Here is a 12,596-nt window from a genome sequence, read left to right on the forward strand (position 1 = left end):
CTTCCTGATTATAAATATTTCGCACTGAGTCTTAATAACTCTTCCTGACTTGTTTCCTTAGTATTAACAATTCCGGCAAGATGTCCATTTGACATAACACCAATCCGGTTTGTGATTCCAAGGATTTCCGGCATCTCAGAGGATACAACAATGATTGTTTTTCCCTGTTTTGCCATATTGATAATTAATTCATATATTTCGTATTTGGCACCTACATCAATTCCTCTTGTAGGATCGTCCATCATAAATATATTTGGTGAGCGCTCCAGCCATTTACCAAATATTGCCTTCTGCTGATTTCCTCCGGACAAACTGGAAATCATATCATCTGGTCCCATACATTTTGTATGCATGACTTTAATTTCTTCTGCCGTCGCACGAACCATATCATCATTGGAAAGTGCGAATCCATTTTTATAATGATTCATATTGGCGATTGTAGTATTAAATGTAATATCTGCTTTCAGGAAAAGTCCATTTGCTTTTCGTTCTTCTGTAATTAAAGCAAATCCATGATCCATTGCATCTTTCGGGGATGTAAAATTCATTACTTTTCCATTATAAATTACATTTCCTGCCGCTCTGGTACGCATACCAAAAATAGTTTCCAATAGTTCCGTACGACCGGCTCCAACCAGACCATACAGTCCAAAAATTTCTCCTTCTTTAATATCAAAAGAAATATTCTGTAATTTTGGTGCATACTTAGTTGAAAGATTCTGTATAGAAAGAACCGTTTCACCAGGCTGGTTATCTACCGGTGGAAAACGGTTATCCAAAGAACGGCCAACCATTGCAGAAATCAGTTCATTCATATTGGTATCTTTACTTGCCTTTGTCATAACAAGGCTGCCATCCCGAAGAACTGATATTTCATCACAAATTTCAAAAATTTCATCCATTTTATGTGAAATATAAATCAATGAAATTCCCTGTTCTTTTAACTGCCGCATCATCTTGAAAAGTTTTGCAACCTCCGGTGCTGTCAGTGATGAAGTCGGCTCGTCTAATACGATTACTTTGGAATGATAAGAAATTGCTTTTGCAATTTCACACATCTGGCGCTGTGATACAGACATTTTTTTCATTGGCTGTGTCAGATTAACAGTAATACCAAGTTTACGGAATAAATCGGAAGTTTCCTTTCTCATTCTTCCTTCGTCAATCATTCCCAATGAATTCTTCGGATAGCGTCCTAAGAACATATTGTCAATGACACTGCGCTCCAGACACTGATTTAATTCCTGATGAACCATTGCGACACCATTTTCAAGTGCATCCTTTGGGCCAGAAAAATTAACTTCTTTTCCATCTAATATTATTGTTCCTTCGTCCTTTTGATAAGTTCCGAAGAGACATTTCATCATTGTCGATTTACCGGCACCATTTTCACCCATAAGTCCCATGATTGTTCCAGGTCTGACATTCAGATTGATATGATTCAGAACCTTATTTCTTCCGAACGATTTGCTCATGCCGTTAATCGATAAGACATATTTATTCTTATCCTCTGCCATAATTCTACTTCCTTTTCTTTGAAAAGAAGGACACCATTTTTATCTGATGCCCTTCTGTATCTATGCTGTTTTCTTCCAGGCAATAACCTTATTTTGAAAGAAGTGATGTATAAGATGATGCATTGTCTGTTTTAACCATGTTGATTGCAAATGCATCATACTCACCCGGGTTGCCGAGACGATTTGTAATGTTAGACTCTGTCTGTCCATCACCACCGATATAATCTACTTCAAGGTTCAAAAGTTTGTCATAGTTCTGAAGAAGTGGCTGATAAGTTGAGCTAAGGAAGTTATCGGAAGCATTGTAAATATCAAGCCATACCTTCTTGCTTGGACTCTTGCCTGCATCCAGCTGGTTGGATACTTTGCTATAAACCTTGGTTGAGTCTGTGAAATCCTGATAATTATCAGCTGTAACAGCTATATTTAATGCATAGTAAGATCTTTCTTCTTCACTATATCTGTAATCTTCTCCTTCTGTTAAGCAGTTTCCTGCATCATCCGGAGTACCGATACCGGTATCAATGTCTACTCCATCTAATGCATTACGAAGCACTCTTAATGTCAGGTAAGCCTGAACATCTGCATGCTGTGAAATTGTTCCGCCATATCCTTCTGCGATAGCTGCAACAGCATCACTATTTGCATCGTATCCGAAGGTTGGTACTTTGTTATCTTTTGCCCATGCATTAAACATTGACATTCCCATACCATCATTATTAGAAACAACTACGTCAATCTGGTCACCAAAAGATGCGGTCCATGTTCCGATTGCATTTCCTGCTGTAGCTGCATCCCATGTTGCACCAGCAGAGTTCTTCATCTCCTGTGAAGCAAGTTCACGAATTGTATAAGTCTTTCCATCTACATCCAGTGTTGCATCCTGAACAACTTTTGCAGAACCGTCTACGTTTGTACCAGCCGGTGTTGAATCAATTGCTCCATTTGCATCTACTCCGGTTCCAAGTGCAGAACGGACACCACGGGTACGTGCAATAGAGTCGTTATGTCCGATGTCTCCGATTGCAAGTACATAACCAATTACTCCGTCTCCGTTACGGTCAATGGACGCTGCATTTTCTTTGATATAATCAAGAACCATCTGTCCCTGCAGTTCAGCACCCTGATTTGCATCAAAGCCTACATAATAGGTATCTTTGTTGTAATTTAATGCATCCATGTCAAGTTCTCCTGTGGAGCTGTTGGATGGCTGACGGTTAAACCAGCAAAGTGGTTTATCCTTGTTTGCTACGCTGCTGGTGCTTCCTGAGTCACCAGAGCCGCTTCCTCCGGAAGAGCCACATCCAACCATGGATAATGCAAGTGTTGCTGCTACCAATACAGTTAATAATTTTTTCCTTCTCATTCTTTTTTCCTCCTGGTTTGCAATTTGTTGATTTTGGTTTCTCCGAACCTGTCTCATCGACTAAATTCATTATAATCACAAACCAATCTGGAAAGAATAGAATTTTTTTGGATGAAATATCAAAATATTTTGATAATCTGTAATTTTTATATGTATTTTGACGAACAACTATGCAGCTGCACCATCATTCTGTTGGCATGTATGCAGGAATGCCTCTGCCAGCTGCTGGTTCTGCTGTGCCTGTTTTCTGATATGATTAACCACGAAAAAAGGCAGGAAAAATAAGGAAAGGAAACCTAAACACAATGCGATGGCACCGACTAATAAATCAATCGGAAAATACGGGACTACAAACCAGCCAAATTTTGCAATGTTCCATGCCCATTTTGCCGCTATTCCAAAACCACCCACTTTGCTGTAACAAACACAGCCCATAACAAATCCTATCATAATAAAAATCGGATGGAATGCCAGCATCATTCCGATACCTCCACAGACCGTTCCAGCAATTGCCAGTCCCCAGATTTTCTGAATCTCATATAACTGTGTCTCCGCTTCCCGTTTTACCTGCATTGCATAACCATAATCGTTACCAAATTCCACTTCTTCATAAAGATTTCTTTTTTCTTTTGCCATAATATTTTCCTCTTTTCTCCGATGTTCCACCGGTTTTTATTATTGTTTTCACTTATATGATGGAATAATATTATGGCAGGTTTTATTTTTTTAAAAATTTTTTTGACAAGTCCTTATTGCTTTCTTCCGATTACCTGCTTCCCACACTTCCTTTGTACTATGCACACAAGGCTTACCATACCGGAACGCTGAAAGATTTGAGAGTCGCAGAAAAAAGAAGGTCATTGCAGGAATTGTCTGATGCTACCGGCATCCCAAGTTCCACACTCGGCAACTATGAGAAAGATGAAAATGTAGATATGTCACTTGGCAATCTACTGACGCTTGCAGACTTTTATCAAGTAAGCACCGATTATCTTCTTTGCCGAACCGAACTACGTGAACATACAAATCAGTCAGTATCCAATCTGCATCTCAATGATGATGCAGTTCAAATACTGACTGATGAAAAATATAATCCACGATTATTATCAGAATTACTCTCTCATGAAAGCTTCCATTATAAAGTTTAGGTTTCATGTACAATCGACAACCCAACTTAACTATCTGCTTTCTACTATTGTATATGTTCCTGATTCAAAATTTACATATAATGTTGCAAATGCACTATTATATTCCCAGCGGATTTCCAGAGACCTCTCCCCTCCGGAGATTGCTACCTCTGCGCCTTCCGAAAATGCCTTATGGGTATTTCGCATGCGGATTAACGCAAGCTGTTTTTGAACCACATCTTTTTTCAACCCTTCCGTGATCTGATCAGTGGAAAGATTTGTCCGGTTGATTTCCTTATGTCCGGATTCTCCCGCGCGCTGCACCGCTTCATGGTCATTTTTTCCGGCAAACAAATCCAGATACCAGATCTGCGGTTTGCCCGGCATAAACATCTGGATTGCCCGCGCCAGAAGCATTTTTTCATCCGACTCTCCCAATGCACTGTAGTACGTGGCATTTACCTGATAATACAGATTCTTTTGTCCATGTAAATTTTTGACCCTGCCTCCGCGGGATACAATCCGGTCAATTAACGACTGGATCTCCTCTTCCGGAAGCAGTCCCTTTAAATCCAGAAGCGGGATGCCATCGTGACAGCCGAGCATGTTGACCGTGGAGATCTTCTTTTCCACAATCTCCTTCGCCCATGCCGCAAGGTACGTTCCCCGCCGGTTCTCAATCGCATCAATGACCAGTCCCGGCAGGAAAAAGTCATAGGTTGCATAGCCTTTTTCTGCAAGTGTCTCATATATTTTTTCATCATACGCTGCGTGGATCTCCGGCAAAAGCGTAAGTCCCAAAGGTTCTGCCAGCGCATGGATCTTCTGTAAAAGTTCCCACGTTTCCGGATCATTGAGGAAGTTTTTCTTTCCCGGTGTCTTCGGCGCATAGGCAAAGGCATCCAGCCGCACAATCGCTGCGCCGTAAGAGGCTATTTTTTCCAGTGTTTCACGATAAAACTTCCACACTTTTGGTGACTGGATGTTTACATCCATCTGTCCGAGATACTGTCTGCCATGCACTTCCTGATAAAAGGTATTCCAGTACGGCACTTTTTTTCCATCCGGAAATTCCACCATCAGGATCGGCAGCCCGGGTTTGCGGAAAAACATCTGCTTCAGGCAGCTTTCATCCGGCTGGATATAGCCTTCCTCCGTCATGGTTCCATGCCCTTCCCAGAAATGGTTCCAATCGATGAAGAAATCGCGGTACGCAGAAGCCTCCCCTTTTTCCACAAGATCCCGAAACTGCGGGGACTGTGCGGAAGCATGGTTTAAAATAAAATCGAGTTTCAGATCAATTCCCATATCCTTTAACTGTTCAAGGTCTTTCCGGTTGGCAAGCTGCTCATTCAGGTCATAGTCGATCACGGAAAATCCCCGGTCGAGATCGGAATGGTACAGGCTCGGCAGAATGTAAAAAGAAGAAAATACATCCTGCAAAGCCTCAGTTTTCAGCAATGTTACGATATCTCCCAGATTTCCTCCAAGGCTGTCGGGATATGCATTGAGCATCGGTTTATGGTTCATAAACTCTTCCGTCCTTTCCCACGATTAATCCTGCATTTTTGCGCTGCACTTCAAGTTTTTCCTGTTCCAGTTCTACCACGCGACAGATAAACGGGCTTGCGGCATTCTCATCGCGGTTTCTGCGGATGCGCCGCTCCCTGGTCTCCTCCGGGGAACTTTCCAGAAAGACGGGCAGATCCACACCATGTAAATCGTCACTGCCTCCGTGTGTCCACTCCAGAAGTAATACGGATATTCCGGAAAAATCGGTTTCTTCCGATGAAATCTCGCCATCTTCCCGTCCCATATGCCGCAATGTGATCGAATCTTTTCCCTCATGAAATGCCGCAAGCACTTCATTGATCCGGTCGAAGTCAATCTCTTTCTTTGTCCCGAGATATCCACGCAGTCCGTCTTCCCCGGCTTCTTTATACACACGCAGCCGTTCTTCATCGTTGCGTTTTGGAATCCGGTGTGGATAATCATCGCCCGAGAGCAGGTAACAGCCCCTGCCGTCATTTAAAAAATACTGCTGCAATGCCGTGGCAAGTGTTGTTTTTCCGGAACCGGAGCCACCGTAAATGCTGATGACCATGCGATTTTTGGTATTCCTCTCACACCATTTCTGTACTTTTTCGTATAATGCTCCAGCCTCTTTCAGCTCTGTAAAAACAAACTGATACGCCTCATATTCTCTGGTAAACGGCGGAAGCGGAATTCCCGCATGCATCAGTGCTGCACCGGAATACTGTCTGCCGCTCTGTTCTTCCAGATACAAGGCATCCGGTTTTAACCCACGCAGGCGGACATAAACGGCTGCCTGATTTGCCTCTGCCCTAAGACGCACTGCGCTGACTAATGCATGATCCTGTTCCTCTGACACCGTCATCCATGCCGCAATTTCATCCATAAACGGATCGGACAGCCGCCAGTAGGTTCCCTCGTTAATGAGCGTTTCATACTTCTTGTATGTTTTAATCTGCTCCCTGATCTGCTGTTTTTCCTCATCGGATAAAAGTGCCGGGTTTAATTCGTAACCGAAGGTTCCAGCCATCGCCGTCACCCCTCGGGTGTGGAAACTTGTTACTCGTCCGGTCTGGTGGTTCGGCACCGCTGAAATGTGCGCCCCCATTACGGAAACCGGATAGAAAAACGACGTTCCGTACTGGATCCTTGTGCGGTTGATTGCATCGGTATTGTCACTACACCAGATCTGTGGGGAATAATAAAGCATTCCTGCGTCAAATCTGCCGCCGCCACCGCTGCATCCCTCAAGCAGAAGATCCGGATACCGGCTACACAGGCGCTCCATAAAATCATAGACACCAAGCACGTAATCATAGGAAAGATTTCCGGCATAGACATCTGCCATACTGCGGTTCATATCCCACTTGACATAATCAATTTTTCCCTGATCCAGCACGGCACAAATCTGATTAAATACACAGTCGCGCACTTCTTTTCTGGAAAAATCAAGCAGTAACTGGTTTCTCGAGCGCACCGGCTTTTTCCCCGGAATCTGAATTGCCCAGTCCGGATGTGCCCGGTAAAGGTCGCTGTCTTCATTGACCATCTCCGGCTCAATCCAAATGCCAAATTTCACCCCCTGATTATGCACACGGGTAATAAGCTCTGCCAGGCTTCCCCCCAGTTTCTTTTCATTGACCTGCCAGTCCCCAAGGGAAGAATTATCATCGTTTCTTTTCCCAAACCAGCCGTCATCCATCACTACCATATCAATTCCAAGGGAAGCAGCTTCTTTTGCCAGATCCACGATCGTATCTCCCGTAAAATCGAAATATGCTGCCTCCCAGCTGTTAATCAGCACCGGGCGCTGCATATGGACATATTTGCTGCGGCACACATGGTTGCGGATGCAGTTATGATATTGCTGCGACAGCGCAGACAATCCGTCTGCCGAATAAGACAAAATGACTTCCGGTACCGTAAAGGTTTCTCCTTCCGCAAGCGGATAGGAAAACAGTTCTTCATTTAATCCGAGAAGCAGGCGCGTCTGGTTGAACTGATCTTTTTCTGCCTCACAGGAGAAATTTCCGCTGTATACAAACAGCATTCCATAGCAGCTGCCTGCGGTCTCTGTTGTTCCTTTTTCTGCCAAAATCACTGCCGGATTATACTGATGACTGGACGTTCCCCTGCGGCTGCCAAACGCAATGGTTCCATGCCCCAGCGGCGTACGCTCCAGATTGCGCTCCATGGCATGCTTTCCATAAAACCGCAGGACATCAAAATCTCCCTGTACAAAATCCAGACAGGCTGCCGCTGCCTTTTCGATCGTAATCTGCCCAGTTCCCGTATTTTTAATCTGGACGCTCCTTGTAATAACATCGTTTTCTTCCAAAACACCATACAGCAGATGAACTTCAACCTGTGCGTTTTCGTCTGCAAGGACAATTTCCAGTGTCTGTGCTTCCTCTTTGTCTGCCCAGACAGCCGGAAGTCCCTGTAACTGGTATTTTCCGCTTCGGATCTCATAACTTTTAAAAAGCAGATCTGCGCTTTCCACCCCTTTTTCATTTTTGATATTCAGCGCAATATTGCGGTAATCCCCAGTTCCAATGGAGGATACTCCTGTGGCAGCGCATCCAGCGAATAGGTGCGGTCCATGCCCGCTGCATAAGGATTTCCGGAAAATCCACGGTCTGCATAGGTTAAAACATAATCCATGGGGCTGTTTGTTTTATCTCCATAGTACAGATGCAGCAGATATCCCAGTGAATCGACCTGCATCTGATAAGTTGTATGCACCGTATGCAGGTTAAATATTTTTTTATTTGGATTGTATATAATTGCCATAGAAGTCACCTCGTTTTATTTTTATCCTTTGACTGCACCGTTTGCCACACCGTTTAAAATCTGTTTCTGACAAATCACATAGAAAATAAGGATTGGAATCAGTGCCATAATATAGGAAGCAAATGCCAGATTGTAATTGGTTCCAAACTGTGTCTGGAAATTAAGCTGTGCAAGCGGCAGCGTATTCTGTCCGGTTCCAGACATGATCACAAGCGGTGTCATAACATCATTCCACGTTCCAAGAGCTGTCAGGATTGCAACTGTTGCATGCATTGGCATCATCATTGGAAAGACCACTTTCCAGTAAGTAGTCCATGTGCTTGCTCCGTCAATATCTGCCGCCTCTTCCAGCGCTATCGGAATATTTTTTAAGTACCCACTGTAAAGAAGGACGTTCATTGGCATATAAAATACCAGATACAACAGAATGACACCCGCGCGGTTTCCAAGTCCCATATGCGCCGTCTGCTTTACCAGAGGCATCATTAAGATGGAAAACGGAACAAACATTCCGCTGACAATATACAGATAGATAAATCGGAAACTTTTTCTTCTTGCCATGCCGCGTCCGATCACGTAGCCTGCAATTGAGTGGATCAGGATTGCCAGTACGATTGTTACCAGTGTGATCAGTAAACTGTTTCCAAGAGAGTGCCAGAAATCGGTCACTTCCATTGCCTGACGGAAATTTTCAAAACTCCACTGTTTCGGGAAAGAAAGTGCACCCGCCACATCGTTTGTCATCTCACTCGGTTTCTTAAACGCAATGATCACTGCCATATACAACGGGAAAAATACCGTAACCGTCCCCAAAATCAGAACAATCGTAAGTACCCAGTTTGTTTTCTGTTTTTCTTTCATCATAGCTGCTCCTCCTTCTTATTCATGACTGTCATCTGGAAAAGTGAAATCGCCACAATCACAATAAAGAAAATGACTGCATTTGCACTCTGGAATCCAAACTGTCCGCCATCCATACCATTTTTATAAATCAGGTAAGAGATGGATTCGGTGCTCTGTGCCGGACCTCCCTTGGTCAATGACATGATCTGGTCGAATACCATGAGGAAATTCTTTGTGCTCAGTACCAGATTGATTGTCACAAACGGCATCACCAGTGGAAATGTTACTTTCCAGAACTGCTTCCATTTACTGGCTCCGTCAAGCATGCTCGCCTCGTAGATTTCCTCCGGTACAGTCTGCAGACCGGAAATATAGATGATAGTATTCATGGCAACTGCCTGCCATACACCAACAATCAGCACACCAATCCATGCGTATTTTTCACTTGCAAGAATACTGTTCTGTAAAAATCCAATATGGAACACATTTCCCACAGTTGGAAGAATGTAAGTAAAAATAAAACTGAAAATATAGCCGATGACAAGTCCTCCTAAAATATTCGGTACAAAATAAATACCGCGCAGTGCACTTTTAAAACGGATTGCACTGTTTAATCCAACTGCCATGATCAGACTTAGCACATTTACCAGTATCGTTCCGGCCAGTGCATATTTAAACGTAAACAAATAGCTTTTTCCCACGCGGGAATCCGTAAACAGATCTGCATAGTTCCGGAACCCGACATAATCGTAAGTTCCGTATCCTTTATAATTGGTAAAACTGTAAATCACACCTTTGATCATTGGAAGTGTATTGAATGCAAAAAATAAGATTACAACCGGTATGATAACCGCCAAGAATGTTTTGTCCCTGTTTGACATTTTCTTTTTCATTGTGCATCCCCCTGTTCTTTCTGATAATCCTGTACTTTCCGAATCAAATCCCGGTTGTAGCGCTTCCAGTCGGAATCAAATTTTTTCAAAAACTTTTCCTGTGCATTGTCGCTTGTATCCAGCAGGAACGTCTGGATCATGGCATCCACACTCATCTCACTCGGATAATGGTGATCCTGATAATCTGCCATGCGGTTGTTTTCAATGTAAGGACGCATATCCTCGAGTGTTTCCGGAATTGCAAAATCCCCGTCTTTGCAGGCAATTCCGCCCTGATCATCCAGATAAATCTGAATGGTCTCATCGTCATACAGATATTTTAAAACTTCATATGCAGCCTCTTTATTTTTGCATGATTTCATTACGGAAAACTGCAGATCAATTCCTGAATTTAATACATTGTCTGATTCCTCATCATTTGCAGGAAATGTAAAAGAGCCGATATTCATATCCGGATTGACCGATTTGATCTGCGGGATCGCATAGCTTCCAATCGGATACATGGCAGCTTCCCCGCGGGCAAATGCTGTACATGCATCGTTATAACCATATGCATACGGATTTTTTTCTGCGTAATCCAAAAGCGCACGCATCTTTTCTGCTACCGGTCCATACGTATCGGAAAATGTGGTATTTCCCATATTTACCTGATTGCAGGTATCCGAATCGGTAAGTCCGACTGCCAGCGCATTCCACGGAGCCAGACAGGTCCAGGTATCTTTAAAGCCCAGATACAGCGGAAGTGTTCCGCTCTGTTTTATTTCATCACACAGTGTGGTAAATTCCTGCCAGGTGGTCGGAACTTTCCAGCCATTTTCCTCAAACATATCTTTGTTATATAAAATTCCTGCCGCGTTTGCCGCATATGGAAGTGCATACGTGCCATCCTTTGGAATAAACTCCAGTTCCTTATCCATATCCAGATATGCCTGTTTTACGGTCTGGACTTCATCCAGATCGGAAATATCATCAAACAGATCTGCATCTAAAAAGTTGGAATAGTTGATGTCTCCTCCGATTGCGATGATATCCGGATAATCCTCCCGGATAAAACGTGTCTTTAAAATAGTCATTGCTTCGTTTGGAGATGAAATCGTCAGATGGATGTCATCATGTGTTTCATTGAACTGCTTTTCAATCTTTTCAAATGCCTTAACTGCTTCCGGTTTGTAGGAAACCACTTCGATTTCGGTTTTCCCGTCTGCCCTTTTTTCACTTCCGCATCCGGCAAGATCCGTCATACACATGCCAAGTGCGAGCACCACCGCAACACTACGGAAAATACTTCTTTTTGCCATATTCTTCTCTCCTTTTCTTAAATATATCCGCTTACCTTTTTGATAATCTGATTATAACATACCTTTATGCATCCTTAAATATCCGTTTTTTTTAAATTTTATACCCAAATGCAATATTTTGTGCTATAATAGATACTAATATCGCATTTTGGTATATACGGAGTGTTTTATGAGTAATACATTTTTTAATATTTTTCCAAATGAAAATTTTATCGATCTGTGCATGTATCAGTTTGGATATGAACAGTGTGATCCCGGCCATTCATTCGGGCCTGCAACACGCAACCACTACCTGTTTCACTACATTCTTTCCGGAACCGGAACTCTCATGGCAGACAATGCAAACGGGGATACACAGACCTATTCCGTAAAAAGCGGACAGGGATTTATGATTTTCCCGGGGCAGATCAATACTTACATTGCCGATGAACAGCTTCCATGGGAATATATGTGGATCGAATTTGACGGCTTACGTGTAAAAGAGGCTTTAAGTGTCACAGATTTGTGCAAAGACGCGCCCATTTATCATTCACACTCCAAAGAATTACGGGAAAAGCTTGCCGATGAAATGCTTTATATCGTCAATCATCCGCAGGAATCCTCCTTCCATCTGATTGGGCATCTGTATCTGTTTTTGGATTATCTGCTACAGTCGGCAAAATCGACAAAGCTGGTCTCCAGCGGACGCATGAGTGATTATTATATAAAAGAAGCGATCAATTATATGGAACAGAATTTTCAGAATAATATTTCGATTGAAGATATCGCTGCGGTATGCGGCATCAACCGGAGTTATTTCGGAAAAATCTTCCGCAACTCGATCGGCCGCTCCCCGCAGGAATTTCTTATGAACTACCGCATGGTAAAGGCTACGGAATTATTAAAGCTGACTTCCTTATCCATTGCAGATGTCGGCTCTGCTGTCGGATATGAAAATCAGCTTCATTTTTCCCGTGCATTTAAAAATATTTATGGTGTCTCCCCACGGGAATGGAGAAATCAGAACAAGTAACAATAGATAAGATAGATATCATTCCTATCAGTTTTAGATACCTTCTGATTGATGTCAGGTATTGTGCCCGTTCGCGGAAACATATCCGATCAAAACGGAAACATGTCCATACCTTCTGAAACCGCACATTCACAGATGCAAACAGATGCAATCTGTGGCAAAATTGACATTCATATCACGGTCTTGACCGTTGAAGTCTATGGGAACAAATCAG

At 43.0% G+C, this 12,596-nt stretch carries 9 protein-coding genes and 1 pseudogene; 2 read left to right on the top strand and 8 right to left on the bottom strand.

What is annotated here, in order from left to right:
* Positions 1-8 precede the first annotated feature (8 nt).
* From DW059_RS06505 to DW059_RS06515, 3 genes are all read right to left on the bottom strand, one after another.
* Positions 9-1,517 (bottom strand): sugar ABC transporter ATP-binding protein, encoded by a 1,509-nt coding sequence (locus DW059_RS06505; protein ID WP_117698237.1) that lies wholly within the window; start codon positions 1,515-1,517, stop codon positions 9-11.
* An 88-nt stretch (positions 1,518-1,605) separates the two neighbouring features.
* Complete coding sequence (locus DW059_RS06510; RefSeq protein ID WP_117698238.1) at positions 1,606-2,883, bottom strand: substrate-binding domain-containing protein; 1,278 nt, start codon at positions 2,881-2,883, stop codon at positions 1,606-1,608.
* A gap of 168 nt (positions 2,884-3,051) precedes the next feature.
* The gene (locus DW059_RS06515) at positions 3,052-3,519 is read right to left on the bottom strand and encodes a hypothetical protein (protein WP_117698239.1); all 468 of its coding nucleotides are present in this window, start codon (positions 3,517-3,519) and stop codon (positions 3,052-3,054) included.
* Positions 3,520-3,716: 197 nt separating this feature from the next.
* On the opposite strand from DW059_RS06515, the gene DW059_RS06520 reads away from it, so the two are divergent.
* Positions 3,717-4,031, top strand: coding sequence for a helix-turn-helix domain-containing protein (locus DW059_RS06520; protein WP_158552066.1), 315 nt, complete (start codon positions 3,717-3,719; stop codon positions 4,029-4,031).
* Between the two features lie 30 nt (positions 4,032-4,061).
* Here DW059_RS06520 and gtfA read toward each other — a convergent pair whose 3' ends face one another.
* The 5 genes and pseudogenes from gtfA to DW059_RS06545 form a co-directional block, all read right to left on the bottom strand.
* A complete protein-coding gene (gene gtfA, locus DW059_RS06525; RefSeq protein WP_117698241.1) occupies positions 4,062-5,540 on the bottom strand; it encodes a sucrose phosphorylase in 1,479 nt (492 codons plus the stop codon).
* Positions 5,530-8,336: pseudogene (locus tag DW059_RS06530) on the bottom strand (alpha-galactosidase). Before DW059_RS06530 ends, gtfA begins: the two are co-directional and overlap by 11 nt.
* Positions 8,337-8,357: 21 nt before the next feature.
* On the bottom strand, positions 8,358-9,197 hold the full coding sequence (locus DW059_RS06535; RefSeq protein WP_442969663.1) for a carbohydrate ABC transporter permease: 840 nt from the start codon (positions 9,195-9,197) through the stop codon (positions 8,358-8,360).
* Complete coding sequence (locus DW059_RS06540) at positions 9,197-10,072, bottom strand: carbohydrate ABC transporter permease (protein WP_117698243.1); 876 nt, start codon at positions 10,070-10,072, stop codon at positions 9,197-9,199. Before DW059_RS06540 ends, DW059_RS06535 begins: the two co-directional genes overlap by 1 nt.
* Positions 10,069-11,370, bottom strand: a complete 1,302-nt coding sequence (locus tag DW059_RS06545; RefSeq protein ID WP_117698244.1) for an ABC transporter substrate-binding protein — start codon at positions 11,368-11,370, stop codon at positions 10,069-10,071. The genes DW059_RS06540 and DW059_RS06545 overlap by 4 nt, the downstream gene beginning before the upstream one ends.
* Before the next feature lie 169 nt (positions 11,371-11,539).
* Here DW059_RS06545 and DW059_RS06550 point away from each other — a divergent pair, with 169 nt between their 5' ends.
* Entirely contained in the window at positions 11,540-12,382 is an 843-nt protein-coding gene (locus DW059_RS06550) for an AraC family transcriptional regulator (RefSeq protein ID WP_117698245.1), read from the top strand.
* Positions 12,383-12,596: the final 214 nt, after the last annotated feature.

This window comes from Roseburia sp. AF42-8, assembly GCF_003435965.1.
Classification (GTDB): Bacteria; Bacillota; Clostridia; order Lachnospirales; family Lachnospiraceae; genus Roseburia_C; species Roseburia_C amylophila.

What these genes read in the sequence shown, in the direction of transcription:
- DW059_RS06535 (WP_442969663.1), bottom strand. Translation starts at nt 9,197, where the DNA reads ATGAAAGAAAAACAGAAAACAAACTGGGTACTTACGATTGTTCTGATT.
- gtfA (WP_117698241.1), bottom strand. Translation starts at nt 5,540, where the DNA reads ATGAACCATAAACCGATGCTCAATGCATATCCCGACAGCCTTGGAGGA.
- DW059_RS06550 (WP_117698245.1), top strand. Translation starts at nt 11,540, where the DNA reads ATGAGTAATACATTTTTTAATATTTTTCCAAATGAAAATTTTATCGAT.
- DW059_RS06545 (WP_117698244.1), bottom strand. Translation starts at nt 11,370, where the DNA reads ATGGCAAAAAGAAGTATTTTCCGTAGTGTTGCGGTGGTGCTCGCACTT.
- DW059_RS06505 (WP_117698237.1), bottom strand. Translation starts at nt 1,517, where the DNA reads ATGGCAGAGGATAAGAATAAATATGTCTTATCGATTAACGGCATGAGC.
- DW059_RS06540 (WP_117698243.1), bottom strand. Translation starts at nt 10,072, where the DNA reads ATGAAAAAGAAAATGTCAAACAGGGACAAAACATTCTTGGCGGTTATC.
- DW059_RS06515 (WP_117698239.1), bottom strand. Translation starts at nt 3,519, where the DNA reads ATGGCAAAAGAAAAAAGAAATCTTTATGAAGAAGTGGAATTTGGTAAC.
- DW059_RS06510 (WP_117698238.1), bottom strand. Translation starts at nt 2,883, where the DNA reads ATGAGAAGGAAAAAATTATTAACTGTATTGGTAGCAGCAACACTTGCA.